The following is a 25,448-nucleotide window of genomic DNA, read 5'->3' as shown; positions in this document are numbered from 1 at the left end:
GGGGGCGGCAGAATGCGGGTCCATGAGCTGGACCTTCACCGATGACCCCGGAGTCTTCCTGGACGCGGCCGGCGCCTGGCCGGCCGCCCGCCCGCTGGCCTCGGCCAACGCGGACCGGGCGACGGCTCCCGCGGTGGCCGGGCACTGGCCCGGGCACCGGGTGGACGAGGAGCGCCGGCTGTACCGGCTGGACGGGCTGGTCCCGCCCTGCCCGGCGCCCCCGGGCGCGGCGAGGTCCGCGCGCCCCGGCGACCGGGCGCTGCTGGTGCGCCGGCACCGGGGCCGGGGCTACGCCGCCGCCGTCACCGCGCAGGTCGCCCGGACCGCGCTGGATGGGGGCGCGGAGCACGTCCTGCTGTTCGCGGCCCCGGCGAACCCGACGAGCAACGGTGTGTACCGGCGCATCGGCTTCCGGGCGGTCGCGGACCGGCTGGTGGTCGGCGCGGAGCCGGACCATGGCTGAGTCGCCCGAGCCGCGCTGGCTGGTCGCGGCGAACGTCGTGCGGTGGCGGCGGTACGGGGAGCTGGGCCAGGAGTTCCGCTCTGGCACCAAGGCGTTCCGGGCGGGCGCGAAGGTCTATGTGGTCGATACCTATCCCGGTATGGGCAGCGAGCAGCTGACGGCGGTGGGCCACGGCCGCCACACAGGGCACTGGATCACCATCGACACCGGAACCCGCCATCTGCACACCTTCCGGGCCCAGTTGGTGTACTCCCCCGCCGTGCTCCGGCGCTGTGCGGACCGGCTCGTGTGGTCGAGGGAGGAGGCGGTGGAGTGGGCGGAGTTCCTGGAGCGGGTCGCGCGCCTGGGCCGGAACACCCACCACGCGGCCTCGCATCCGGACCCGTGCCTGTGCCACGAGTGCCTGCCCCTCACCCCAGACTGAGGCGCGGCTTCGGGGCGTCGGTGCGGCCGGTCGGCGGGGTGCGGCTGCCCGCGCGGTACGGGAGGGGCCAGGGGGCGCCCGGGCCGGTGTAGCCCTGCTCGGCGGCCGCGTGGAGCGTCCAGTGCGGGTCGTAGAGGTGGGGGCGGGCCAGGGCGCAGAGGTCGGCGCGGCCCGCGAGGAGCAGTGAGTTGACGTCGTCCCAGGAGGAGATCGCGCCGACCGCGATCACCGGCACGCACAGGGTGTTCCGGACGCGGTCCGCGTACGGGGTCTGGTACGACCGCCCGTACTCGGGCCGCTCGCCGGGCACCACCTGGCCGGTCGAGACGTCGATGGCGTCGGCCCCGTGCGCGACGAACGCGCGGGCGATCTCCACGGCGTCCTCGGCGGTGGTGCCGCCCTCCGCCCAGTCGGTGGCGGAGATCCGGACGGTCATCGGCCGGTCGTCGGGCCACAGCTCCCGGACCGTGTCGAAGACCTCCAGCGGGAAGCGGAGGCGGTGGGCGAGCGGTCCGCCGTAGGCGTCGGTGCGCTGGTTGGTGAGCGGCGAGAGGAAGCCGGAGAGCAGATAGCCGTGGGCGCAGTGCAGTTCGAGGAGGTCGAACCCGCAGGCGTCGGCGCGCCGGACGGCGGCGGCGAACTGCTCCCGGACCTCGTCCAGACCGGCCCGGTCCAGGGCGTGCGGGACCTGGTTGACCCCGGGCGCGTACGGCAGCGGCGAGGCGGCGGTCACCGGCCAGTTGCCGTGGTCGAGGGGCTGGTCGATGCCCTCCCACATGAGCCTGGTGGAGCCCTTGCGGCCGGAGTGGCCGAGCTGGACGCCGATCGCGGTGCCGGGGGACGCGGTGTGCACGAAGTCGGTGACCCGGGTCCAGGCGGCCGCCTGTTCGTCGGTGTAGAGGCCGGTGCAGCCGGGGGTGATGCGGCCCTCGGGGCTGACGCAGACCATCTCCGTCATGACGAGCCCGGCGCCGCCGAGCGCCCTGGATCCGAGGTGGACGAGGTGGAAGTCGCCCGGGATGCCGTCGGTGGCCGAGTACATGTCCATCGGTGAGACGACGACGCGGTTGCGCAGCTCCAGGCCGCGCAGCCGCAGCGGCGTGAACATCGGCGGGGTGCCCGGCGGGCAGCCGAACTCCTCCTCCACCCCGGCCGTGAACGCCGGATCGCGCAGCCGGAGGTTGTCGTGGGTGACGCGGCGGCTGCGGGTCAGGAGGTTGAACGCGAACTGCCGGGGCGGCTGGTCCACGTACGTGCCCAGCTCCTCGAACCAGCGCAGGCTGGCCGCAGCCGCGCGCTGCGTCGACTCCACGACGGGCCGCCGCTCGCTCTCGTACGCGGCGAGCGCGGCGGGCAGCGAGGGCTGCTCCTCGACACAGGCGGCGAGCGCGAGGACGTCCTCCACGGCGAGCTTGGTGCCGGAGCCGATGGAGAAGTGCGCGGTGTGCGCGGCGTCCCCGATGAGGACGGTGTTCCCGTGCGACCAGTGGTCGTTGACGACGGTACGGAAGGTCAGCCAGGCGGAGTTGTTGGAGCGCAGCGGCCGGTGACCGAGGGCGTTCGCGAAGATCTTGGCGCACTGGCCGACCGACTCGGCCGGGTCGGGTACGTCGAAGCCGGCCGCGCGCCAGACCTCCTCGCGCATCTCCACGATGACCGTGGACGCGTGCTGCGAGAAGGGGTAGGCGTGCAGCTGCATCACGCCGTACGCGGTCTCCGCGATCTCGAAGCGGAAGGCGTCCAGGGCGAAGTCCGCGGCGAGCCAGATGTAGCGGCAGCGGTGTCCGGTGATCCGGGGCCGGAAGCGGTCCTCGTGGGCGTCGCGGGTGGCGCTGTGCACGCCGTCGGCGGCGATGACCAGGTCGTGCGTGGCGGCGAGTTCGGCGGCGGGCGGGGCCTGCGTACGGAAGCGGAGGTCGACGCCGAGACCGGCGCAGCGCTCGTGCAGGATCTCCAGGAGCCGGCGGCGGCCCAGGGCGGCGAAGCCGTGGCCGCCGGAGGTCTGGGTGTGGCCCCGGTGCACGATGTCGATGTCGTCCCAGCGGACGAACTCGCTCTGGAGGGCGCGGTGCACGACCGGGTCGGCGTGTTCGATGCCGCCGAGGGTCTCGTCGGAGAGGACGACGCCGAAGCCGAAGGTGTCGTCGGGGGCGTTGCGCTCCCAGAGGGTGATGTCGCGGTCCGGGCCGAGGCGTTTGAGCAGGGCCGCCGCGTAGAGCCCGCCGGGGCCGCCGCCGATGACCGCGATCCGCTGCGGGCCGGTCATTTGCCCCGCCAGGCGGGCGGCCGCTTCTCGCTGAACGCGGCGTGGAATTCGGCGTAGTCCTCGCCGTGCATCAGGAGGGCCTGGGTCGCGGCGTCCATCTCGACGGCGGCGGCCAGCGGCATGTCCAGCTCGGCGGTGAGCAGCGCCTTGGTCTGGGCGAGCGCGAGCGCGGGCCCGTCCGCGAGGCGGCGGGCGAGCGCGGCGGCGGCCTTGTCGGCGTCGCCCTCGTCGGTGAGCTCGCTGATCAGGCCGATCCGCTCCGCCTCGGGGGCGCGGACCGGTTCGCCGAGCATCAGAAGGCGGGTGGCGTGACCGAGGCCGACGACGCGGGGCAGCAGATAGGCCGCGCCCATGTCGCCGCCGGAGAGCCCGACCCGGGTGAAGAGGAAGGCGAACCGGGCGGTGGGGTCGGCGACGCGGAAGTCGGCGGCGAGGGCGAGGACGGCGCCGGCCCCGGCAGCCACCCCGTGCACCGAGGCGACGACGGGGAAGGGGCACTCGCGGACGGCGCGGACGACCTGGCCGGTCATCCGGTTGAAGTCCAGGAGCTGGGCGGTGTCCATCGCGAGGGTGGCGCCGATGATCTCGTCCACGTCGCCGCCGGAGCAGAAGCCGCGCCCCTCGCCCGCCAGCACCAGGGCCCGCACGGAGCGCTCCCGGGCCAGCTCGGCCAGCAGGTCGCGGAGGTCGGCGTAGGCGCCGAAGGTCAGGGCGTTGAGCTTGTCGGGCCGGGCGAGGGTGACGGTGGCGACGCCCCCCTCGACGGTGACCCGCAGATGGCGCCAGTGCTGCGTACGCGGTGCGGAGCCGGTGAACGGGCTCATGGCGGGGTATCCCCTTCGGCCGTCGCTGCTGCTGATCCCGAATTTATCACCGTTACGTGACTGCCGTCACGAGTACGCGATACATCGGCGCGTGCGGTGGTCCCGTGACGAATGTCCCCAAGCTCCCGGACCGCAGGCCCTTGTCCGCGTCGCGCCACTTCGTAAGGTTGAACCCGACACGTCTTGAGCGCGGAACCGTCTGAGCCCAGGACCCACGCGCTCACCCGAACGGAAACCTCGTGCCCCCCGACGGACCGCCACCCCCCTCCTGGCGCATCTCCCTGCCGCACTCCACAGCCGCCGTGCCGATCGCCCGCGCGCTGATCCGGTCGGTGCTGACGGACATCGACGCGCCCGCCGACAGCGACACCGCCGAACTGCTCACCGCCGAGCTGGTCGCGAACGCGGTGGAGCACACCCCGGGCGACGACCCCATAGAGCTGGTGGTCGAGCTGCTTCCGGCGGGCTGCCAGGTGGAGGTGCACGACGCCGACCCGGCCCCGCCCGGCGATCTGTCCCGCCCCGAGCCCGACGACGTACCGGACCCGTGGCAGGAGCACGGCCGGGGGCTGCTGCTGATCCGCACGCTCAGCTCGTCCTGCGGTCACCGCCCGACCGAGCGCGGCAAGGCGGTCTGGTTCCGGCTGCCGCCCCTCTAGGCGTTCGCCAGCCGGGAGCGGCGGTGCCCGTACACCGCGTACACGAGGGCACCGACCGCGAGGAACACCGCGAACTGGACCCAGGTCGTCCAGCCGGTGCCGTACATCAGGTAGACGCAGAAGCCGATGCCGATGAGCGGGCTCAGCGGGTAGAGCGGGACCCGGAAGGAGCCGCGCACCTCGGGGTTGCGGCGGCGCAGCACGAGGACGGCGGCGTTGACGGCGACCATGGTGGCGAGCGTGCCGATGGTGGTCAGGTTCACCACCATGCCGAGCGAGGAGAAGGCCGCCGGGACCGCGAAGACGACGGCGACGATCCAGGTGTTGGCGACCGGGGTCGCGGTGCGCGGCGAGACCCGCTCGAAGACCCTCGGGACCAGGCCGTCGCGGGACATCGACATGAGGATGCGGGTCTGCCCGTACATCACCGCGAGGACCACCGAGGCGATGGCGACGACCGCGCCGAAGGCGATGACGCCGCCGCCCACCGACGAGCCGGTGACCTGGTCCACGATCAGTGAGAGCGCGGCGGGCTTGTCGGAGACCGCGTCCGGGCCGAGCGCGCCGATCGCGGCGAGGGCGACCGCGCAGTAGAGCAGCGTGACCAGGCCGATGCAGATCATGATCGCGAGCGGGATGTTGCGCCGGGGGTTCTTGACCTCCTCCCCCGCCGTGGTGATCGCGTCGAAGCCGATGTACGAGAAGAACGCCAGCGAGGCGCCCGCCGTGACGCCGCCCGCGCCGTGGGTGGCGAACGGGGCGAGGTTGCCGCGTTCGAACGCGGTGAACGCGATGACGCAGAACAGGGCCAGGACGACCAGCTTGAGGACGGCCATCGCGGCGGTGGCGGTCGCGCTCTCGCGTACCCCGCGCACCAGCAGCGTCGCGGCCATCATGACCACGATCACGGCGGGCAGGTTGATCACACCGCCGTCGGCCGGTCCGGCGGAGAGCGCGGCGGGCAGCTGGTGGCCGAAAAGGCTGTCGAGGAGTTCGTTGACGTACTGGCTCCACCCGACCGCAACGGCGGAGACCGAGACGCCGTACTCCAGGAGCAGGCACCAGCCGACGAGGAAGGCGAGGCGTTCGCCGAGCGTGGCGTAGGCGAAGGAGTACGAGCTGCCGGAGACGGGGATCGCGCTGCCCAGTTCGGCGAACGAGAACGCCGTGAAGACGCAGGTCACGGCCGCGAGGACGAAGGAGACCACGACGGCGGGCCCGGCCTTGGCCACGCTGTCGGACAGGCCCACGAAGATGCCGGTCCCGACGACCGCGCCGACCCCGAAGCACACCAGCTGGAACAGGCCCATGGTGCGCTTGAGGCCGTGGCCCTCCAGGTCGGCGCCCGATTCGGCGATCAGCCGGTGCGGGTCCTTGACGCGGTGCGGGGGGCCGGGGAGGCGCAGGGGGCTCACGGCGGTGTCTCATTTCGGTGGTACGCGTGGGGGGAGGCGCGGACCGGCGGTGGGGGCCGTCGCGCGCACGAAAAGGGGGTTCGAGCGTGCGAGCTCGAACCCCACCAATCGGCACCATCATAGACACCTGTCCGCATATTCACCCAATTGGATGTATGAACATGCGGGCCGCCGGGCTACTGGCCCGCCATCGTCGCCACAAGGACGGCCTTGATCGTGTGCATGCGGTTCTCCGCCTCGTCGAAGACGACGGAGTGCTCGGACTCGAACACCTCGTCGCTGACCTCCAGCTCGCTCAGCCCGTGCCGCTCGTGGATCTCGCGCGCCACCCCGGTGCCGAGGTCGTGGTACGCGGGCAGGCAGTGCATGAACTTCACTCCGGCGTTCCCGGTCGCCCGCAGGACGTCCATCGTGACGGCGTACGGCATGAGGGCGGCGATGCGGGCGTCCCAGACCTCCTTGGGCTCGCCCATCGAGACCCAGACGTCGGTGGCGACGAAGTCCGCGCCGCGCGCCCCCTCGGCCACGTCCTCGGTGAGCGTGACCCGCGCGCCGGACTTCTCGGCGAGCGCGCGGGCCTCGGCGACGACCGTCTCGGCGGGCCAGTACGCCTTGGGCGCGACGATGCGCACGTCCATGCCGAGCAGGGCACCGGTGACCAGGTAGGAGTTGCCCATGTTGAAGCGGGCGTCGCCGAGGTAGGAGAACGCGATCTCCTCCAGCGGCTTGCCGCTGTGCTCGGTCATCGTCAGCACGTCGGCGAGCATCTGGGTCGGGTGCCAGTCGTCGGTCAGCCCGTTGAAGACCGGCACCCCGGCGTACGCGGCCAGCTCCTCGACGGCCGCCTGGCTGTCGCCCCGGTACTCGATCCCGTCGAACATCCGGCCGAGGACGCGCGCGGTGTCCTTGACCGACTCCTTGTGCCCCATCTGGGAGCCGGAGGGGTCGAGATACGTGGTCGAGGCGCCCTGGTCGGCGGCGGCGACCTCGAACGCGCACCGGGTGCGGGTCGACGTCTTCTCGAAGATCAGCGCGATGTTCCGGCCGCGCAGCCGCCGCGCCTCCGTGCCCGACTTCTTGGCGGCCTTGAGCTCGGCGGCCAGCTCGATCAGGCCGCGGAACTCCGCGGCCGTGAAGTCCAGCTCCTTGAGGAAGTGGCGGCCTGCGAGGTCTATGGCCATGGTGACTGCTCCTGGGTCGGACGGGGGGACGCATACCGTAACGCTGGAACCCTATACGGCGCAATGCATCGCTATACAGAGCCGTCTCGCGGTACGGATCCCCCGCCGCCCGTCACACCGGGTCCCGCACGACCGGGCAGCTCATGCAGCGCGGACCGCCCCGGCCCCGGCCCAGCTCGCTGCCCCGGATCTCGATGACCTCGATGCCCTGGCGGCGCAGATGCGTGTTGGTGGTGGCGTTGCGCTCGTACGCGACGACGACGCCGGGTTCGACGGCGAGCACGTTGCAGCCGTCGTCCCACTGCTCCCGCTCGGCCGCGTGCACGTCCTGGGTCGCGGTGAGCACCCGGATCGAGCCGAGACCGAGCGCCTCGGCGATCGCGGTGTGCATCTGCTCGGGCGGGTGGTCGGTGACCTTGAGGTCGCGCGGCCCGTCGCCGGGTTCGATCGTGTACGAGCGGAGCATGCCGAGGCCCGCGTACTTGGTGAAGGTGTCCCCGTCGACCATGGTCATCACGGTGTCCAGGTGCATGAAGGCCCGGCTCTTGGGCATGTCCAGCGCCACGATGGTCCGGGCCGAGCCGGCGTCGAAGAGCCCCCGGGCCAGCATCTCGACGGCCTGCGGCGTGGTGCGCTCGCTCATCCCGATGAGCACGGCGCCGTTGCCGATGACGAGGACGTCGCCGCCCTCGATGGTGGAGGGGTAGTCGTCCTGCCCCTCGGACCAGTGGTGGAAGGCGCCCGCCTCCGGCCCGGTGAAGAGCGGGTGGTGCCGGTAGATCGCCTCGAAGTGGACCGTCTCGCGCTGCCGGGCGGGCCAGCGCATGGCGTTGATGGACACGCCGTCGTAGATCCAGGCCGAGGTGTCGCGGGTGAAGAGGTGGTTGGGAAGCGGCCCGAGCAGGAAGTCGTCCAGGTCCATGACGTGGAAGCGCACCGAGACCGGCTCCTTGTGCCGTTCCAGGAACTCCCGCTTGGTCATCCCGCCGACCAGCGCCTCGCACAGCTCGGCGGCGGTCAACTCCTCGAAGGCGGCGCGCAGATGCTCGGTGGCGAGCGGACCGTACTCCTTCTCGGCGAAGACCCGGTCCAGCACGAGGCGCCGGGCGACCGGGATCTCCAGCGCCTCGCGGAGCAGGTCGCCGAAGAGGTGCACCTCGACGCCCCGGTCGCGCAGCACGTCCGCGAAGCCGTCGTGCTCCTGGCGGGCCCGGCGGACCCAGAGCACGTCGTCGAAGAGGAGCGCGTCCTTGTTGCTCGGCGTGAGCCGTTTCAGTTCCAGATCGGGGCGGTGCAGGATGACGCGGCGCAGCCGCCCGGCCTCGGAGTCGACATGGAATCCCATGCCCACATCCTCACCGCGCGGCGCGCCGTTCACCCGGCGAATCGCCAGCCTGTTCTGTCAGGCGTCTAGAGCCGGGGGTCGACCGGCTCGGACTCCAACGCCAGGACGGCGAACACCGCTTCGTGGACCCGCCACAGCGGCTCCCCCTCCGCGAGCCGGTCCAGGGCCTCCAGGCCGAGGGCGTACTCACGCAGGGCCAGCGAGCGCTTGTGGCCGAGGAAACGGCCGCGCAGGCGGTCCAGGTTGTCCGGGCGGGTGTACTCGGGGCCGTAGATGATCCGCAGGTACTCCCGGCCGCGCACCTTGATGCCGGGCTGCACCAGGCGGCCCTTGCCGTCCCGGACGAGCGCGCCGAGCGGCTTGACGACCATGCCCTCGCCGCCCCGGCCGGTCATCTCCAGCCACCAGTCGGTGCCCGCGCGGACGGACGCCTCGTCGGCGGTGTCCACGACGAGCCGCCGGGTGACCTGGAGCAGCCCGGTCGGGTCGTGTTCGACCAGCCGGTCCAGCCAGGCCAGCTGCTCGTCGTGCGGTACGGAGGCGAGGGAGCGGCCCTGGACGGCGAGGATCTGGAACGGCGCGAGGCGCACGCCGTCCAGCCCCTCGGTGCCCCAGCAGTAGCGCCGGTACGCCTCCGTGAACGCCGCCGCGTCCCCGGCCCGCTCCCGCTGGCGGTCCGCGAGCGCGCCCACGTCGACGCCGCGCGCGGCGGCCGCGGCGAGGGCCCCGGTGGCGGCGGGGAACACCGCGCCGGACGCGGCGCCCACGGCCGCGTACTGCGAGCGGAGCAGGCCGCGCGCCTTCAGGGACCAGGGCATCAGCTCGGCGTCGAGCAGCACCCAGTCGGTGCCCCACTCCTCCCAGAGCCCGGCCGCGGTCACGGCCGCGCGCAGCCGCCCGAGCACCGCCTCGGTGAGCGCGGAGTCGTCCAGGAACGGGCGCCCGGTCCGGGTGTACAGCGCGCCGGTGGGCCCACCGTCCGCGGTGCCGAAGCGCTCCCGGGCCGCGGCGGCGTCCTTGCAGACCAGGGCCACGGCGCGGGAGCCCATGTGCTTCTCCTCGCACACGACCCTGGCCACGCCGGCCGCCCGGTACTCGCCGAACGCCTCGGCCGGGTGCTCCAGGTAGCCGTCCTCACGGGAGGTGGCCGTGGGCGCCATGGTCGGCGGCAGGTAGGGCAGCAGCCGGGGGTCGACCGCGAACCGGCTCATCACCTCCAGGGCGGCGGCCGCGTTCTCCTCCCGGACGGCGAGGCGGCCCATGTGCCGGGTCTCCACGATCCGGCGGCCCTGCACGTCGTCCAGGTCCAGCGGCCGACCCTCCCTGCCCCCGGGCGCCTCCGTCTCCAGCGGCTTCACGGGCTCGTACCAGACCCGCTCCGCCGGTACGTCGACGAGCTCGCGCTCCGGCCAGCGCAGCGCGGTCATCTTCCCGCCGAAGACGGCACCGGTGTCCAGGCAGATGGTGTTGTTGATCCACGAGGTGTTGGGCACGGGCGTGTGGCCGTAGACCACGGCGGCGCTGCCCCGGTAGTCCTCGGCCCACGGGTAGCGCACGGGCAGCCCGAACTCGTCGGTCTCGCCGGTGGTCTCCCCGTACAGCGCGTGCGAGCGGACCCGGCCGGAGGTGCGGCCGTGGTACTTCTCGGGCAGCCCGGCGTGGCAGACGACGAGCCGGCCGCCGTCCAGCACGTAGTGGCTGACGAGCCCGTCGATGAACTCCGCGACCCGCTTGCGGAAGTCGGGGTCCTTCGCGTCCTCCCGCTCCAGCTGCTCGACGGTCTCGGCGAGGCCGTGGGTGAGCTGGACCTTGCGGCCCTTGAGGTAGCGGCCGAGCTTGTTCTCGTGGTTGCCGGGGACGCACAGCGCGTTCCCCTCGGCCACCATCGACATCACGCGGCGCAGGACGCCGGGGCTGTCGGGGCCGCGGTCGACCAGGTCGCCGACGAAGACCGCGGTGCGGCCCTCGGGGTGGGCGCCGTCCACGTAACCCAGCTTGCCGAGGAGGGTGTCCAGCTCGGAGCGGCAGCCGTGGATGTCGCCGATGACGTCGAACGGTCCGGTGAGGTGGCGCAGGTCGTTGTAGCGGCGCTCCAGGACCACTTCGGCCCGGTCGGCCTCGTCCTCGGAGTGCAGGATGTGCACCTTGCGGAAGCCCTCGCGCTCCAGGCCGCGCAGGGAGCGGCGCAGCTCGCGGCGGTGGCGCTGGATGACATGGCGGGGCATGTCGGCGCGGTCCGGGCGGGCCGCGTTGCGGGCGAGGCAGACCTCTTCGGGCAGGTCGAGCACGATGGCGATGGGCAGCACGTCGTGCTCCCGGGCCACCCGGACGAGCTGGCGCCGGGCCTCCGGCTGCACGTTCGTGGCGTCCACGACGGTCAGCCGGCCGGCGGCGAGGCGCTTGCCCGCGATGTAGTGCAGGACGTCGAAGGCGTCCTTGCTGGCGCTCTGGTCGTTCTCGTCGTCGGCGACGAGGCCCCGGCAGAAGTCCGAGGAGATGACCTCGGTCGGCTTGAAGTGCCGCCGCGCGAAGGTGGACTTGCCGGACCCGCTGGCGCCGATGAGCACGACGAGGGAGAGGTCGGTGACGGGGAGGGTGCGCGGGGCACGCTCGTTGTCGTGGGTGGTCATGCGGCTTTCGCCTCCTTCTGGGTCTCGTCGGTGGTGGCGGTGCCCGTCGTGAACACGGCCATCTGGGTGGGCGGGCCGACCTCGGGGTCGTCCGGGCCGATGGGCACGTACGCGACGCCGTACCCGTGCCGTGCGGCCACCGCCTCGGCCCAGGACCGGAATTCGGCCCTGGTCCACTCGAAGCGGTGGTCGCCGTGGCGGGTGTGGCCGGCCGGAAGGGTCTCCCAGCGGACGTTGTACTCGACGTTGGGCGTGGTGACGAGCACCGTGCGGGGGCGCGCGGAGCCGAACACGGCGAACTCCAGGGCGGGCAGCCGCTCCGGGTCCAGGTGCTCGATGACCTCGCTGAGCACCGCCGCGTCGTATCCCTGGAGCCGCTTGTCCGTGTAGGTCAGGGAGCCCTGGCGCAGGGTCACGCGGGCGGCCTGCCGCTCCCCCATCCGGTCCAGCTTCAGCCGACGCGAGGCGATCGTCAGGGCGCGCACGGACACGTCGAGGCCGACGATCTCCGTGAAGCGCGGGTCCTTCAGCAGCGCCTGCACCAACTGCCCCTGCCCGCAACCCAGGTCGAGCACGCGGCCGGCCCCGGCGGCGGTGAGCGCGGCGAGGATCGCGTCGCGGCGGTGCACGGCGAGCGGCACCGGCCGCTCCTCTGTGTCGGAGCCCTCGTCCACGGCGTTGTCGACGCTCTCGACGTCGAGGTCGTCCGCCTCCGCGAGCCGCACCAGCTCCAGCCGCTCCATCGCCTGCCGGGTGAGCCCCCAGCGCCGCGCCAGATACCGGCTGGTGATGAGCTTGTGCTCGGGGTGCTCCGCCAGCCACCCCTCGCCCGCGCGCAGCAGCTTGTCCACCTCGTCGGGCGCCACCCAGTAGTGCTTGGCGTCGTCGAGCACCGGCAGCAGTACGTACAGCTGGCGCAGCGCGTCGGCGAGCCTCAGCTCGCCTTCGAGCACCAGCCGTACGTACCGCGAGTCGCCCCACTCCGGGAACGTCTCGTCCAGCGGTACGGCCTCCGCCTCCACCCGCGTCCATCCGAGCGGACCGAAGAGCTTGCGCACCAGCTCGGCACCACCACGGGCCGGCAGGGCGGGCACTTCGATCCGCAGCTCCATGGGGGCCGCCGCCCGCTCGGGCATCGCCTTGCAGGCACCGCTCAGCGCGGACTTGAAGACGGTGCTCATCGCGACGGACAGCAGCGAGGATGCCGCGTAGGGGCGGTCGTTGACGTACTGCGCGAGCGCGGCGTCGGGCGCCCCGCCCCGGCCCTTGCCCTTCCCCTTGCGCACCAGCGCGATGGGATCGACCTCCAGCAGCAGAGCCGCCGTGCACCGCTCCGCGGACGCCTCGGGATAGAAGACGTGCGCGGTGCCATGGGAGGTGGAGAACGCCTGCGCCCGCTCGGGATGCTTGTGCAGCAGAAACCCGAGGTCGGTGGCGGGACGTTCCGGGGAGCCGGTGGTACTGATCGTCAAGAACACACGTTTGAGTATGATCCGCCCGCCCCTCCCCCACCAGGCAATTTCCGTCTCCCTCGAAGCACACGCCAGCCCCCAGGAGGCGACATGTCCGTGCACGCGCCGGCGCTGACCGCCGGAAGGCGTCATTCGGTCGGCCTGCGCCGCGACGGCACCGTTCTCGCCGCGGGCAGCGGCCTCGCCGCCGAGTGCCGTGTGGAGCGATGGACCGGCGTGGTCTCGGTCGCGGCGGGCAACGTCCACACCGCGAGGAACACAGGCAGATCCCATACGGTGGCGCTCCGTTCGGACGGCACGGTCCTGGCGACCGGCTGGAACGGCGACGGGCAGTGCGATGTCTCCGGATGGCGGGGCGTCACGGCCGTGGCGGCGGGGTGGCGCCGCACGCTCGGGCTGCTCGCGAACGGCCGCGTCGTGGCGGCGGGCCGGGGCGCGGAAGGGCAGTGCGAGGTGGGGCCCTGGCGCGAGATGGTCGCTCTCTCATGCGGTGACTGGCACTCGGTCGGCGTCCGGTCGGACGGTTCCGCGGTGGCTACGGGGAACAACCGGCGCGGGCAGTGCGCCGTGGAGGGGTGGCAGGGGCTGGCCGCCGTCTCGGCCGGTTACCTCCATACCGTCGGGCTCGGAACCGACGGGCGCGCCATGGCCACCGGCGACCGGGCGACCGGGGCGTGCGAGGTGGATGCGTGGGAGGACGTGGTGGCGCTGGACGCGGGCAGTCACCACACCGTCGGGGTCACGGCGTCCGGACGGGTCCTCGCGGCGGGCGACAACAGCTACGGGCAGTGCGGGGTCGGCGGCTGGCGCGACATCGTCGCCGTGGCGGCGGGCTCGACGCACACCCTCGGCCTGCGGAGCGACGGCACCGTGGTCGGCACGGGGAACAACGCGGACGGACAGTGCGAGGTCTACACCTGGTCCGGCATCCGCCTGCCGTAACCCCTCGGGCCACCTGGCCGCGAGCCGCGGCTGCCCGGGCCGGACCCGCGCGGGCCGAGCCGGACCCCGCGCGGGCCGCTCCGCCCGGCACCCCCGCGAGCCCCCTCCGTGTCACCCCGGCCCCCCTCTCCCCGCCCTGCCCCCGGTCGCTCCGTTCCGCGCCGCCGCCAGCCCGGCGACCGTCTCCGGCCCCACCCGGCAGCAGCCGCCGATGAGACGGGCGCCCGCCTCCTCCCATGCCGCCCGCCGGGCCGGGGTGAACGAGGCGGCCGGACCGGACCACGCGCCCGACGCCGCGTCCCAGCGCTCGCCGCTGTTCGGGTAGACCACGGCGGGCTTCCCGGTCGCGCGGACCGCCGTCCGGGCGGCGGCCTCCGCGTCGGCGGGGTCGCAGCAGTTGACGCCGACCGCGATCACCTCGTCGTGCCCCCGGGCCAGGGCGAACGCCTCGTCCAGCGGCTGTCCGGCCCGGGTCCGGTCCCCGGCCACGGTGTAGGAGAGCCACACCGGCAGCCCGTAGTCCCCCACCACCCGCAGCAGCGCCCGCGCCTCGTCCATGTCCGGCACCGTCTCCAGGGCCAGCGCGTCCGGCCCGGCGGCGGCCAGCGCCTCGACGCGGGGGCGGTGGAAGCGCTCCAGCTCCCCGGCGGTGAGCCCGTAGCGGCCCCGGTACTCCGCCCCGTCCGCCGTCACCGCCCCGTACGGGCCGACCGACGCCGCCACCCAGACGTCCCGGTCCACCGTGCCGGCCGCCCGGCGGGCCAGCTCCACGCTGCGGGCGAGGAGCCCGTCCGCCTCGTCCCGCCCGATCCCGCGCCGCGCGAACCCCTCGTGGCTCGCCTGATAACTGGCCGTGATGAGCACCTGGACCCCCGCCCGCACGTACGCCGTGTGGGCGGCCTCGATCTGCCCGGGTCCGTCGGCGAGCAGCTGGGCGGACCAGAGCGCGTCGGACAGATCGCAGCCCTGCGCCTCCAACTGGTTGGAGAGCCCGCCGTCGAGGACGAGCGTGCCCTCGGCCAGCGCGGCGGCCAGCGGGCGGGCGGGCCCCGGTGTCATCGCGTCCCCGCTCTCAGCCCAGCTGGGACTGGACCTGGGACGAGATCAGGTCCAGGTGGTCCAGGTCGTCCAGGTCGAGGACCTGGAGGTAGATCCGCGAAGCCCCGATCGCCGCGTACCTCCCGATCTTGTCGACCACCTCGGCGGGCGACCCCGCGAGCCCGTTGGCCTTCAGCTCGGCCACGTCCCGGCCGATGACGGCGGCCCGGCGCGCGACCTCCGCGTCGTCCCGGCCGACGCAGACGACCAGCGCGTTGGAGTACACCAGGTCGTCGGCCTTGCGGCCCGCCGCCTCGGCCGCCTCCCGGACCCGGCCGAACTGCTTCTCGCTGTCCTCCAGCGAGGCGAACGGGATGTTGAACTCGTCCGCGTACTGGGCGGCGAGGCGCGGGGTGCGCTTCGCCCCGTGCCCGCCGATGAGCACCGGCACCTTGGCCTGCGCCGGCTTGGGCAGCGCGGGCGAGTCCGTCAGCTGGTAGTACGTGCCGTCGTAGCTGAACGTCTTGCCGACCTCGGTCGCCCACAGCCCCGTGACGATCGCCAGCTGCTCCTCCAGGCGGCCGAACTTCTCCTTCGGGAACGGGATGCCGTACGCCTTGTGCTCCTCCTCGAACCAGCCCGCCCCCAGGCCCAGTTCGACCCGGCCGCCGGACATCTGGTCGACCTGCGCGACCTGGATGGCGAGGACGCCGGGGAGCCGGAAGGTGCCCGCCGTCATCAGCGTGCCCAGGCGGATGCGCTTGGTCTCGCGGGCCAGCCCGGCCAGCGTGATCCAGGCGTCCGTGGGGCCGGGCAGGCCGTCGCCCTGCCCCATGCGCAGATAGTGGTCGGACCGGTAGAAGGCGTCGAAGCCGAGGTCCTCGGTGGCCTTGGCGACGGTGAGAAGGGTGTCGTAGCTCGCGCCCTGCTGGGGCTCGGTGAAGATGCGAAGATCCATGCCTCCATCCTGCACCCGCGCGCGCCGCGCGCCCTGCTCCGGGGCACCGTCCGTACGGAGTCGCGGGCCTCGGAGGGCGCACCGGCGGGCGTAGCGCTCACTGAATACCGGTCACCGGGCCCACCGATGCGCGCAGTATCCCGTGCGGGCCGTCCCGTTCCCGGCCGCGCTCCAGGTCCTCCCGCTGTTCGCGCTCCCGCTCGTCGAGGAGACGGAGCATGGAATGGACCCGGTCCGTGGACTCGTCGGCGGCGTCGATCGCCTCCATGCACTGCCAGTACAGGCTCTGCTCATCGGTCTCGCACGCCACCCCGACCAGGGCCATACCGACCTCCCCGAGCAGCGCGGCGAGGCCCGTCAGGGCCGCGCGGGGATCGGCGACCTCGGTCAGCCGCGCCGCGCGGGCCACTCCGGCGCGGGCCGCCGGGTGGTCCAGCGCGCCGCTGCTCCTGCCCCCGGTCTCGCTGAGGGCGCCCGCCTCGGCCCGCAGCTCCTTGGGACCGGCCGCGGCCAGCCGGCTGCCGACCGCCTGGGCCAGGGCCTGCGCCTGCCACGCCTCGGCGATGATGTCCGGTGTGCCCCGGCTCTGCGCCAGCGCCTGCCTGATGACCGCTACCAGCCGTTCCGCTTCCATCGACTGCCCCCGTTCGACGCGAAATCCTGCTCGTCGCTGCGGAAAACCCGCTCACCACGTTCATTACCCACAGTGAAGGCGGTCGCACCGAAAGGCCAGAGGATTTCGGAAATCTGTGGACACTCAATCGAATGTGAACAAGTCGATCACTCCGAAGAGTGACGATCTTGGTCACCCGTTGATCCGGGGACCGGAAAGCGCGACTCATTCCGTTCGATCTTGGCCGCGAGTGCCGAGAGGACGTCGATACCCAGCGCCCCGCAGAACTGGAGGAGATACGCGAGCACGTCCGCGACCTCGTCCGCAACGCGGGGCGCCCGCTCCGGATCCTCCATGACCCGCGCCGACTGCTCGGGCGTCAGCCACTGGAAGATCTCCAGGAGTTCGGCGGCCTCCACGCTCAGCGCCGAGGCCAGGTTCTTCGGGGTGTGGTACTGCCCCCAGTCGCGCGCGTCCGCGAAGGCGGCCAGCCGCCGCTGGAGGGTCCGGACGTCGAGTTCGGTCACCGCTCTCCTACGCCCCCGGCACCCCGGCCGCCGTGACGCCCTCGACCTCCATGCCGGCGGGCGACAGCAGGAAGACGTTGCGGTCCACCCGGTGCATGCCGCTGCCGAGCCCGAACACGACACCGCTGGCGAAGTCCAGGATGCGCTTGGCCACATCGGCCTCCGCGCTGGTCAGGTCGAGCAGCACCGGCACCTGGGCGACCAGGTACTCCGCGACCTCGCGGGCGTCGGCGAACACCTGGACCCGCAGCACGACCATGCGCCGCTGCTCGACGGGCTCCGGATCGTCCTGGACGGTGCGGTGGTCCACCCGGGAGGGCCATTCGTTGCGGCTGCGCAGCGGTACGACCTGGGCCAGCCCCTCCCACTGCTCGTCCGTGACGTCGTACCTGTCGTACCTGCTCACCGGACCACCCCGTCGGCACATCGGTCGGCGTTGTGCCGGTCACGCTCACTGTTCATCGGGCGATTGTCCCCTCCCTCACCCGTTCGGCCTACGAGCGACACGGCTCAGGTGTTGATTGCCGCCGCCGGAATCACGTCCGACGGGTCCGCCACGGTGATGGCACCGCTCGGTGCGGCGGTGGTGTCCAGCGGGGTGAAGCGGATCGGGAGGTGGGCCAGCGCGCGGTGGAACGGGCCGGGGCGCCACAGCAGTTCGTCCGGCTCCACGGCGAGCCGGGCGTCGCACAGCAGGCTGGTGAGCTGTTCGATGGCGGTCATCGCGATGAGCAGGGCCGGCTGTTTGGCGGGGCAGCGGTGGGGCCCGGCCGACCAGGCGAGATGGGCGCTGGCTCCGGACCGGACTCCGTCGTCGGACGCGGGCGGCGGGGACTGGGAGTTGGCGGCGGCGTAGGAGACCAGGAGGAGCTGCCCGGCGCGCAGCCGGACGCCGTGGAACTCGGTGTCGTGGCGCGGGTAGTGGGCCGCCAGGTTGGCGATCGGCGGATCGCGCCACAGCACCTCGTTGATCGCCTCGTGGGCGGTCATCGCGCCGCCGTGCAGCGAGCCCGCGTAGCGTTCGTCGGTGAGCATGTGGAGCGTGGCGTTGCCGATGAGGTTGGTCATCGGGTCGTTGCCCGCGCTCATCACCAGGGTGATCTGACGCACCGTCTCGTCGTTGTCGAGTCCGGCGGGGTGGGCCAGGAAGTACGAGGTCAGGTCGCGGCGCGGCCGGGCGCGCCGGTCGGCGACGAGGCGGGTGACGACGTCGACCAGGTCGGCGTACGCGGCGGCGGCGTCGGCGGCCGAGTTCATCATCCCGGCGACCCCGTCCACGATGCGTTCCCCGTCCTTGGGGTCGGCGCCGAACCAGGTGACGAAGATGTGCATGGGGAGCCGGCGGGCGTACTGGGCGATGAGGTCGCCGCTGCCGGTGGCGGCGAACCGGCCGATGAGCTGGCGGGCGACGCGGGCGACCTCGGCGCGCAGGACGTGCGGTTCGATCAGCGCGAGGCTGTCGTTGATGGCCTCGCGGTAGCGGGCGTGCACCGCGCCGTCGCTGAACAGGGCGGTGGGGCGGTGGCCGAGCACGGGCAGCACCGGCGAGTCCGGCGGAATGGTCGCCTGCCAGGTGCGCGGGTCCTTGCTGAAGGTGTGGGTGTCGCGGAGCACGTCGATGGCGGCCTGGTAGTCCGTGACGAGCAGCGCCTCGACGTCGGGGGCGATCCGCACCGGTGCGAGCGGGCCGTGCGCGCGCAGGGCGCGGTAGTGGCCCTGCGGGTCGGCCGCGAAGGCCGGGCCGAACAGCGCGAGGGGCTGCGGCGGCGGTGCGTACGTGGTCATGAGGCGTCCTCGGGCTGCGGCATGCGGGTCAGCACGTGTTCGGCGAGTGCGATCAGGGCGTCGATGCTGCCGCGCCGCTCCCGCGCGTCGCACTGGACGAGCGGGGTGGTGTCGTCCAGGTCGAGGTGCTTGCGCAGGACCTCGTCGGTGTGCGCGGGGGCGTCGGGGAAACGGTTCACCGCGACGGCGTACGGCAGTCCCTGCTCCTCGACCATGTCCATCACGGCGAAGGAGTCGGCGAGCCGCCGGGTGTCCACGAGGACGAGCGCGCCGAGGGCGCCGCGCGCGATGTCCTCCCACAGGGGCAGGAACCGTTCCTGGCCGGGGGTGCCGAACATGTAGAGCACGAGGTCGTCGGGGACGGTCAGGCGGCCGAAGTCGATGGCGACCGTGGTGGTGGTCTTGTCGGGGAGACCGGCGGTGGAGTCGACGCGGGTGCTGGACTGGGTCATCGCCTCCTCGGTGTGGAGCGTGGCGATCTCCGAGAGGGTGCGGATCAGGGTGGTCTTGCCCACGCCGAAGGGGCCCGTGACGACGAGTTTCATCAGGGTCCGGGCGGCGGCCGGCAGATAGCCGACGCCGGTCCGGTCAGGGGAGGGAGCGGAGTCCATCGAGCAGCCTCTCGACAAGCGACCTGTCGATCTGCCCGGCACTGGGTATCGGCGGTCGGGTGAGCAGTAGTCCGGTGGCCGCGAGGTCCGTGGCCAGGAAGACGGTGGCGCTGACCGGCAGGTCCAGGTGGGCCGCGCACTCGACGACGGTGAGGGCACCCGGTTCCAGCAGGTCGCAGAGTCTGCGGGCCTGGGTTCCGGCGTCGTCGGGCACGGGCGCGTCGGTGCGTACGAGGACGGCGAGCCGGTCGAGCGCGGGGCCGGCGGGGCGGGACCTGCCGCCGGTGACCAGATAGGCGGGGATCAGACGGCGTGCTGGGCCGGGGGTCATGGCCGGGCGGCGGTGTCCGATTGGCGGGCGGGTGCGTGCATCGCCCGGGTGAGCGCGGTGACCTGGACCTGCATCTGGTAGGCGATGTCGCCGAGTTTGGCGCCGGGTTCGGCGAACAGGGCGAGGGTGGTGTTGCGTCCGGCCGGGACGACGATGGCGAAGCCCAGGTCCGACTCCACGACGGTCTGGGCCAGTTGCGGGGCCTCGGCGTCGGTGAATGCGGTCGTGAAGGCGCGGGCGGCGGCGTGCAGGGTGGCCGTCATCGCGGCGACCCGTTCGCCGGAGGCGCGGTCGAGGCCGGGGGACGCGCCTTCGACCAGGCCGTCGCCGGTGGCGACCACGGCGTGCTGGACTCCGGGCAGTTCAAGCAGGGGGGTCAGCACCCATGCGAGGTCGCCTGAGTGGGGACTGGGGGTGCTCACTTCTCGTCGTCTCCTTGGTCGTCCTGGTGGTCGGGGGCGCCGGTGTCCGGTGCGGGGGGCCGCCCGGTGACGCTCCTGCCGTTGAGGGTGCCCTGCTGGAGGGCCGCCCAGGAAGCCCCTGCCGCCTCCGGAGTACGGGCCGGCGGGGCGGCGTCCGGCTCGGCGGCCCGGGCGGCGGTGGCCGCAGCGGGGGTGCGGCGCGGTGCCCGGCGGCGCCGGCTGGGCAGTCCGGCGGGCTCCGCGGCGTCCGGCGCGGGGGTGTCCGTGGTGGTCTGCGCGGGCTGGGCCGGGGCGGCCGTCACGGGTGCGGGGGCGAGGGCGGAGAGGTTCCGGTCCTCGTCCAGCACGGTGAGCAGGTGGGCCGGGACGCGCAGGATCGTCCGCATGCCGCCGAACGGGGACGCCTCGATGTGGCACTCGAAGCCGTACTGGACGACGAGCCGGCCGACGACCGCGAAGCCGGTCTGCGGCGGGTCGCCGAGCTCGGTGAGCAGGACCTCGGCGGGTCCGGCGAGCAGGGCGCGGGCCCGTTCGAGGGCGTCCTCGTCCATGCCGATGCCCGCGTCGTCCACGACGAGGAACGCGCCGCGGCCACCGCTCTGCTGGACGGTGACCTGGACGTCGGTGTCGGGGTGGGAGTACGCGGTGGCGTTGGCGAGGAGTTCGGCCAGGGCGATGGCGAGGGGTTCGGCGGCGCGGGCGGCGAGCGCGAGGCGTTCGTCGCGCAGGTGGTTGGAGACCTTGATCCGCTCGTAGCCGGCCACGCGGGACTGGGCGCCGAGGACGATCTCGACCAGCGGGGAGTTCTGCCGGGCGAGTCCGGGCCAGGCGTCGCACAGGACGGCGGTGGACTGGGTGCGGCGCAGCGCGAGTTCGTTGCGGAAGTCGAGCTGGAGGATGCGCGGGTCGTCGTACTCGTGCTGGAGCTCGTGCAGCAGCTGCTGGGACTGGTTCAGGAGCGACTGGATCTTGGCGGAGGTGCCGCGCATCGCGGCGCGGGCTGCCGCGTCGACGCGTCCGCGCTCTTCGAGGACGGCGGTTCGCGCGGCCTGGACGGCCTCGGTGAGCAGGAGGGCGGCGCCGCCGTCGACCTCGGCCGCCTCGCGCAGTCCGGGGACGGTGGCGCTGGGGTGGGAGAGAGCGAGGGCGGCGGCGGGTATCCGTCTGCGCGCGAGCTGCCGGATCTCGTCCAGGAGGGCGGCGGTGCGGGCCTCGGCGGCCTTGGCCTGGCGTTCGGCGAGTTCGGCGCGGGTGACAGCCTGCTGTTCCATGAGGCCGGTCCGGTAGGCGCGGGTGAAGCCCGCCACCGCGGCGACGACGGCGAGCAGTGCGACGATCCATGCCATGCCGTTACCGCGTTTCTCTCGTCGGGTCGGTCCGCCGGTGCGCGCGGGGCGGGACCGCGCGGTCAGCCCGCGCTGCCTGCCGGCTCACTGACCTGCTCCACTTCGTGGGCGACCGTGGCGACGTCGGTCATGACCTGGACGACGCTGCGCCGCTCCGAGCCGTCGAGCTGCCGGTACTCGCTGCCGATGGTGACCACCAGCCGCTCGGGCAGGCCGAGTCCGGGGTAGCGGCCCTCGGCGATGACCTGGCGGGCCGCGTCGATGGCGGGGACACCCGCGGCGTGCAGGGCGTGGGCGCGCTCCTGGATGTACGCGAGGTACGCGATGTGCTCGCGGACGCCGTTCCGGTCGAGGACGGGTCCGTGGCCGGGGACGATCGTTTCGGCGCCGGTGGCCAGCACCTGCTCGCAGGCCGCGATGATGTTGCTCAGCGGGCCTTCCCAGTGGATCGGGTGGTCGCCGGGCTGCTCGTCGGACGACGAGAAGATGATGTCGCCGCTGAACACGGTGGACTGGGCGGGCAGGTGGACCATCAGGTCGCCGGTGGTGTGCGCGGGGGCGAGCGAGGTGATCTGCACCGGGTAGTCGCCGAGGCTCAGTTCGAGCTCGCCGGTGAAGTAGGTGGTCGGCCGGACGGGCTCGGTCTGCGACCAGTCGAACGGGCCGAAGTGGCGGGCGAGGTAGGCCCCGAGCGGGGTGGCCGGGTCGCCGCCGGTGACGAGCGCGTGCTGCTGCTGCGGCGAGGGCTCGTAGTGGATGTGCTCCCGGGCCTCGCGGGTCACGATGATCTCGGCGTCCGGGAGCACGCCCGCGCCCCAGAAGTGGTCGCCGTTGGCGTGCGTGACGACCACCCGGTCGATGGTGACGCCGTCGGGCAGCCGCTTGGTGGACTCGGCGAGGAACTGGCCGGCGAGCACCGGGTCGTACGGGGTGTCGATCCACAGCGCGCCGCGGGGCGAGACGAGCAGGCCGCAGTTGGCCAGCCCCCAGCCACGCTTCGGCGGGAGCCAGGCGTACAGGCCCCTGCCAAGGTCAACGACATCCCCACCCGTGATCGACATGGACGCGATTATGCCGACCGGTTTCCGGTCGCGCGTTCGAACCCGGCCAGATGGGCACGTGATTGGCTTGAAACAGACCTTGACCCGCCGTGCGGGCAGCCGGGCGGTGACCGTACGACACCACTTCGGACCGCCTTCGTCACCATTACGGGAGACGGCGCCGTCAAACCGGGAGGGGCCGATTACCCATTGAGCATGGCCGAAAAGAGACGCCGAAAGGCCCCCGGCGCGACCGCGTGAGCGGTGCGCCGGGGGCCCGTGGGGTCAGCCGTCAGGAACGGACCTGGCCGCGCTCGAAGTACGCGATCAGTTCCGGGTCGAGCGGCGGCACCTCGTGGGGCGCACCGCCCTCGCGCAGGGAGCGGGTCGCGAGGACACCGGCGGCGACGCTCATCCGGGCGGCGACCGGGGAGGTGTCGGTGACTCCCCCTTCGCGGGCGAAGCGGACGAACTCCTGCATGATCCGGCTGTCGCCGCCGCCGTGGGAGCCCTTGGCCTCGGGCACCCGGTAGGTGATGTCGGCGTCGGCGCGGTAGCCGCTGGGGCCGGTGTTCCAGACCTTGACCTCGTCGCCGGGGCCGTCGCCGAAGTTCTCCAGCCGGCCCTCGGTGCCGATGACCGTGTAGTTGCGCCAGTAGTCGGGGGTGAAGTGGCACTGCTGGTAGGCGGCCACGACGCCGTTGTCCAGCTGCATGTTCATCACCGAGACGTCCTCGACGTCCACGATGTGGTGCAGGTCCTTGCGGGCCGTCGGCGGCCAGTCGAACTCGCGCAGCCAGTTCTCGGGGCGCGGGGTGTCCGGCTCGCGGCGCGGCAGGTTGCCGTAGACGAGCAGGTCGCCGAGGGCGTTGACGCGCTGCGTGTAGCCGCCGGCCAGCCAGTGCAGCACGTCGATGTCGTGGGCGGCCTTCTGGAGGAGCAGGCCGGTGGTGCGGGTGCGGTCGGCGTGCCAGTCCTTGAAGTAGTAGTCGCCGCCGTAGCCCACGAAGTGGCGCACCCAGACGGCCTTGGGCTCGCCGATGTCGCCGCGCGCGATGATGTCGCGCATCAGCCGGACGACGCCCATGTGGCGCATGTTGTGGCCGACGTAGAGCCGGGTGCCGGTCTCGTACGCGGCGCGCAGGATGTTGTCGCAGCTCTCGACGGAGATGCCGAGCGGCTTCTCCACGAAGACCGCCTTGCCGGCCCTCAGGGCGTCGATGGCGATGACCTCGTGGGTGTCGTCCGGGGTCGCGACGATGATCGCGTCCAGGTCGTCCCGGCCGAGGAGCAGCTTGTAGTCCTCGACCGCGATCTCGGCGCCGAAGCGCTCGGCCTCCCGGCTGCGCACCTCCGGGTCGAGGTCGCAGACGGCGGTGATCGCCGACCCCTTGCCGGGGTGGTGGGCCGACGTCGCGATGGACCGGCGCAGGCCGAGCCCGATGACGCCGATTCGCAGGTCTGACACGGGAGTCCCTTCAGTTGGTGCGGGTCGTGCGGGCGGACGTTACTTGCCGGCGAGCGACGCCTCGAACTCGGCGCGCATCTTGTCGCCGCCGCCGGAACGCCACTTGCGCAGCTCGTCCTTGAAGGCGGAGACCGGCTTGCGGCCGGCGACGATGTCCAGCTGGATGTCGCTCATGGCGGTGGTGAGCGACGGGCTCTTGCTGGTGGACGTGTCCGAGAAGTGGCCGCTCGTCGGGTTGGTCTGGGCGATCTTGAGCAGGTCCTGCTGCCAGCCGTGGATCCTGCCCGCCAGCTCGCCCCGGCCCGGCAGGTAGATGTACTCGGGCCCGGCGGCGAGGAAGGCCAGCGGCATCGCGGTCGTGACGGCCTCGGAGTTGCCCTTGGCGGTGAGCTTGACGTCCCCGTCGGAGGTGCGGTTCCAGTGCGTGCCCTCGATGCCGTTGTCGAGGAAGAGGCGCTCCTCCGTACCGAAGGGGGCGGCCAGGTAGTCCAGGACCCGCAGCAGCATCTTGACGCGCTTGTCGTCGGCCTTCTTGTTGATCGCGGTGTAGCCGACGGAGCCGTAGCCCATGTTGTAGTGCGGCGTGGCGCCTTCCTTGGCCGCGAACGGCACGATGACGCCGAACGGGAAGTCGTACGTCTTGGCGTCGACCAGGAAGCTGGGGAAGGACTGGACGTAGGCGCCGAGGGAGCCCTGGGCCATCTTCTCCATGGTGGTGCTGAGGTTGGGGTCCGGCCAGAAGAGCTTGGCCCGGGCGCACTTCACGGCGAAGGCCAGGGCCTCCTGGTACTCCTCCGTCTCGTACTGGTGCGTCAGCTTGCCGCCTTCGAGGCGCCAGGCGCTGGGGGCGCCGAACCACTGGGCGAACTGGGCGATGTGGTTCACGTACGCCGGTTCCAGGACGTACTTGTTGCGCTTGACGTCCAGCAGCTCCTTGCCCTTGGCGAGGAAGTCCTCGGCGCTGCTGAACTCGGCGCCGCCGACCGGCTTCCAGAAGTCCTGGTTGACGACGTAGACCTGGCCCATGGAGCCGTAGGCGACGGTGACGCCGCGGATCTTGCCGTTGACGACGGCGGTCTTCCAGGCGGTGGTCGGCAGGTTCGCGAGGTTCGGGTACGCCTTGACCGCGTCGCCCGACAGATAGGGGGTGAGGTCGTGGAACTTGGCGTCCAGGAGCTCGGGCACGCGCTGGATGCCCTGGTTCGGCGGGAACCAGACCAGGTCGGGTATGTCGCCGCCGGCCATCATCGCGTTGAACTTGGTGAGGTACGCGTCCACGCCCTGGTCCACGACGATCGTCATGTCGAACCGGGCGCCGAGCCGCTTGTTCAGCTCCTGCCAGTAGCCGTTCCTGGCCTGCGGCGGGGCGGGGGTGGTGAACGTCTCGGTGAGGGCGGTGATGCGGCTGCCGTCACCGGGGGTCTTCGCGACGGACTTCGTGAGCTTCTTGGGGTAGCGCAGATAGGTCGCGTCGAGGCCCGCCGCGTTGCCCGCGAGGTCGGCGGGGGCGGTCTGGGCCGCCACGTACGTCGGAAGCTTGAGCTTGGCCGACGCCTTGGCGCCGCCCTTGCTGACCGCGGCGCCGCTGCCGCAGGCGCTCAGGGTCGTCAGACCGGCGACGGTGAGGCCGGCGATTCCCGCGGCGCCCATGAAACCGCGTCGGGACAGGTGGGTGGACATGGGGCTCC

The 25,448-nt window shown here is 72.6% G+C and carries 24 protein-coding genes; 4 read left to right on the top strand and 20 right to left on the bottom strand.

What is annotated here, in order from left to right:
• The first annotated feature begins 22 nt into the window (after positions 1 to 22).
• Positions 23 to 463: a GNAT family N-acetyltransferase gene (locus OHS17_RS26165; protein WP_330314101.1), complete on the top strand. Its 441-nt coding sequence runs from the start codon at positions 23 to 25 to the stop codon at positions 461 to 463.
• Positions 456 to 887, top strand: a complete 432-nt coding sequence (locus OHS17_RS26160) for a hypothetical protein (protein ID WP_330314100.1) — start codon at positions 456 to 458, stop codon at positions 885 to 887. The genes OHS17_RS26165 and OHS17_RS26160 overlap by 8 nt, the downstream gene beginning before the upstream one ends.
• On the opposite strand, the gene OHS17_RS26155 is transcribed toward OHS17_RS26160, so the two are convergent.
• Complete coding sequence (locus tag OHS17_RS26155; protein WP_330314099.1) at positions 874 to 3,153, bottom strand: bifunctional salicylyl-CoA 5-hydroxylase/oxidoreductase; 2,280 nt, start codon at positions 3,151 to 3,153, stop codon at positions 874 to 876. The genes OHS17_RS26160 and OHS17_RS26155 overlap by 14 nt on opposite strands.
• The gene (locus OHS17_RS26150) at positions 3,150 to 3,977 is read right to left on the bottom strand and encodes an enoyl-CoA hydratase family protein (protein ID WP_330314098.1); all 828 of its coding nucleotides are present in this window, start codon (positions 3,975 to 3,977) and stop codon (positions 3,150 to 3,152) included. The genes OHS17_RS26155 and OHS17_RS26150 overlap by 4 nt, the downstream gene beginning before the upstream one ends.
• A 239-nt stretch (positions 3,978 to 4,216) precedes the next feature.
• On the opposite strand from OHS17_RS26150, the gene OHS17_RS26145 reads away from it, so the two are divergent.
• Positions 4,217 to 4,636 (top strand): ATP-binding protein, encoded by a 420-nt coding sequence (locus OHS17_RS26145; protein ID WP_330314097.1) that lies wholly within the window; start codon positions 4,217 to 4,219, stop codon positions 4,634 to 4,636.
• Here the strand turns inward: OHS17_RS26145 and OHS17_RS26140 are convergent.
• From OHS17_RS26140 to OHS17_RS26120, 5 genes are all read right to left on the bottom strand, one after another.
• On the bottom strand, positions 4,633 to 6,051 hold the full coding sequence (locus tag OHS17_RS26140; protein ID WP_330314096.1) for an amino acid permease: 1,419 nt from the start codon (positions 6,049 to 6,051) through the stop codon (positions 4,633 to 4,635). The two genes, OHS17_RS26145 and OHS17_RS26140, sit on opposite strands and share 4 nt — an antisense overlap.
• A 176-nt stretch (positions 6,052 to 6,227) precedes the next feature.
• Positions 6,228 to 7,232 (bottom strand): ornithine carbamoyltransferase, encoded by a 1,005-nt coding sequence (gene argF / locus OHS17_RS26135; RefSeq protein WP_330314095.1) that lies wholly within the window; start codon positions 7,230 to 7,232, stop codon positions 6,228 to 6,230.
• A 112-nt stretch (positions 7,233 to 7,344) separates the two neighbouring features.
• Positions 7,345 to 8,577, bottom strand: a complete 1,233-nt coding sequence (locus OHS17_RS26130; RefSeq protein WP_330314094.1) for an arginine deiminase — start codon at positions 8,575 to 8,577, stop codon at positions 7,345 to 7,347.
• A 65-nt stretch (positions 8,578 to 8,642) separates the two neighbouring features.
• Positions 8,643 to 11,207, bottom strand: coding sequence for a polynucleotide kinase-phosphatase (locus OHS17_RS26125; protein ID WP_330314093.1), 2,565 nt, complete (start codon positions 11,205 to 11,207; stop codon positions 8,643 to 8,645).
• Positions 11,204 to 12,685, bottom strand: a complete 1,482-nt coding sequence (locus tag OHS17_RS26120; RefSeq protein ID WP_330314092.1) for a 3' terminal RNA ribose 2'-O-methyltransferase Hen1 — start codon at positions 12,683 to 12,685, stop codon at positions 11,204 to 11,206. The genes OHS17_RS26125 and OHS17_RS26120 overlap by 4 nt, the downstream gene beginning before the upstream one ends.
• An 84-nt stretch (positions 12,686 to 12,769) precedes the next feature.
• On the opposite strand from OHS17_RS26120, the gene OHS17_RS26115 reads away from it, so the two are divergent.
• Positions 12,770 to 13,621, top strand: coding sequence for an RCC1 domain-containing protein (locus OHS17_RS26115; RefSeq protein WP_330314091.1), 852 nt, complete (start codon positions 12,770 to 12,772; stop codon positions 13,619 to 13,621).
• Positions 13,622 to 13,732: 111 nt separating this feature from the next.
• On the opposite strand, the gene mmuM is transcribed toward OHS17_RS26115, so the two are convergent.
• The 13 genes from mmuM to OHS17_RS26050 all read right to left on the bottom strand — a co-directional run bounded on the left by mmuM (position 13,733) and on the right by OHS17_RS26050 (position 25,440).
• Positions 13,733 to 14,680 (bottom strand): homocysteine S-methyltransferase, encoded by a 948-nt coding sequence (gene mmuM, locus OHS17_RS26110; RefSeq protein ID WP_330314090.1) that lies wholly within the window; start codon positions 14,678 to 14,680, stop codon positions 13,733 to 13,735.
• A 13-nt stretch (positions 14,681 to 14,693) separates the two neighbouring features.
• A complete protein-coding gene (locus OHS17_RS26105) occupies positions 14,694 to 15,617 on the bottom strand; it encodes an LLM class F420-dependent oxidoreductase (RefSeq protein ID WP_330314089.1) in 924 nt (307 codons plus the stop codon).
• Between the two features lie 97 nt (positions 15,618 to 15,714).
• Entirely contained in the window at positions 15,715 to 16,251 is a 537-nt protein-coding gene (locus tag OHS17_RS26100; protein ID WP_018105817.1) for a DUF6099 family protein, read from the bottom strand.
• A gap of 146 nt (positions 16,252 to 16,397) precedes the next feature.
• Positions 16,398 to 16,757 carry a nucleotide pyrophosphohydrolase gene (locus tag OHS17_RS26095; RefSeq protein WP_330314088.1) on the bottom strand — a complete coding sequence of 120 codons (360 nt, stop codon included), beginning with the start codon at positions 16,755 to 16,757 and terminating at the stop codon, positions 16,398 to 16,400.
• A gap of 7 nt (positions 16,758 to 16,764) precedes the next feature.
• On the bottom strand, positions 16,765 to 17,184 hold the full coding sequence (locus tag OHS17_RS26090) for a cell division protein SepF (protein ID WP_330314087.1): 420 nt from the start codon (positions 17,182 to 17,184) through the stop codon (positions 16,765 to 16,767).
• 83 nt (positions 17,185 to 17,267) lie between these two features.
• Positions 17,268 to 18,542 (bottom strand): cytochrome P450, encoded by a 1,275-nt coding sequence (locus OHS17_RS26085; RefSeq protein ID WP_330314086.1) that lies wholly within the window; start codon positions 18,540 to 18,542, stop codon positions 17,268 to 17,270.
• Positions 18,539 to 19,153 (bottom strand): GTP-binding protein, encoded by a 615-nt coding sequence (locus tag OHS17_RS26080; protein ID WP_330314085.1) that lies wholly within the window; start codon positions 19,151 to 19,153, stop codon positions 18,539 to 18,541. Before OHS17_RS26080 ends, OHS17_RS26085 begins: the two co-directional genes overlap by 4 nt.
• Complete coding sequence (locus OHS17_RS26075; protein ID WP_018105822.1) at positions 19,131 to 19,484, bottom strand: DUF742 domain-containing protein; 354 nt, start codon at positions 19,482 to 19,484, stop codon at positions 19,131 to 19,133. The genes OHS17_RS26080 and OHS17_RS26075 overlap by 23 nt, the downstream gene beginning before the upstream one ends.
• Positions 19,481 to 19,906, bottom strand: coding sequence for a roadblock/LC7 domain-containing protein (locus OHS17_RS26070; protein WP_018105823.1), 426 nt, complete (start codon positions 19,904 to 19,906; stop codon positions 19,481 to 19,483). The genes OHS17_RS26075 and OHS17_RS26070 overlap by 4 nt, the downstream gene beginning before the upstream one ends.
• Positions 19,903 to 21,252, bottom strand: a complete 1,350-nt coding sequence (locus OHS17_RS26065; protein ID WP_330314084.1) for an ATP-binding protein — start codon at positions 21,250 to 21,252, stop codon at positions 19,903 to 19,905. The genes OHS17_RS26070 and OHS17_RS26065 overlap by 4 nt, the downstream gene beginning before the upstream one ends.
• Positions 21,253 to 21,314: 62 nt before the next feature.
• Positions 21,315 to 22,313, bottom strand: coding sequence for an MBL fold metallo-hydrolase (locus OHS17_RS26060; protein WP_330314083.1), 999 nt, complete (start codon positions 22,311 to 22,313; stop codon positions 21,315 to 21,317).
• Between the two features lie 271 nt (positions 22,314 to 22,584).
• Complete coding sequence (locus OHS17_RS26055; RefSeq protein WP_161210934.1) at positions 22,585 to 23,760, bottom strand: Gfo/Idh/MocA family protein; 1,176 nt, start codon at positions 23,758 to 23,760, stop codon at positions 22,585 to 22,587.
• Between the two features lie 39 nt (positions 23,761 to 23,799).
• Positions 23,800 to 25,440, bottom strand: coding sequence for a hypothetical protein (locus OHS17_RS26050; RefSeq protein WP_330314082.1), 1,641 nt, complete (start codon positions 25,438 to 25,440; stop codon positions 23,800 to 23,802).
• Between the last annotated feature and the right edge of the window lie 8 nt (positions 25,441 to 25,448).

The organism is Streptomyces sp. NBC_00523 (assembly GCF_036346615.1).
Taxonomy (GTDB): domain Bacteria; phylum Actinomycetota; class Actinomycetes; order Streptomycetales; family Streptomycetaceae; genus Streptomyces.
This window is presented reverse-complemented; position numbering and strand designations above follow the sequence as displayed.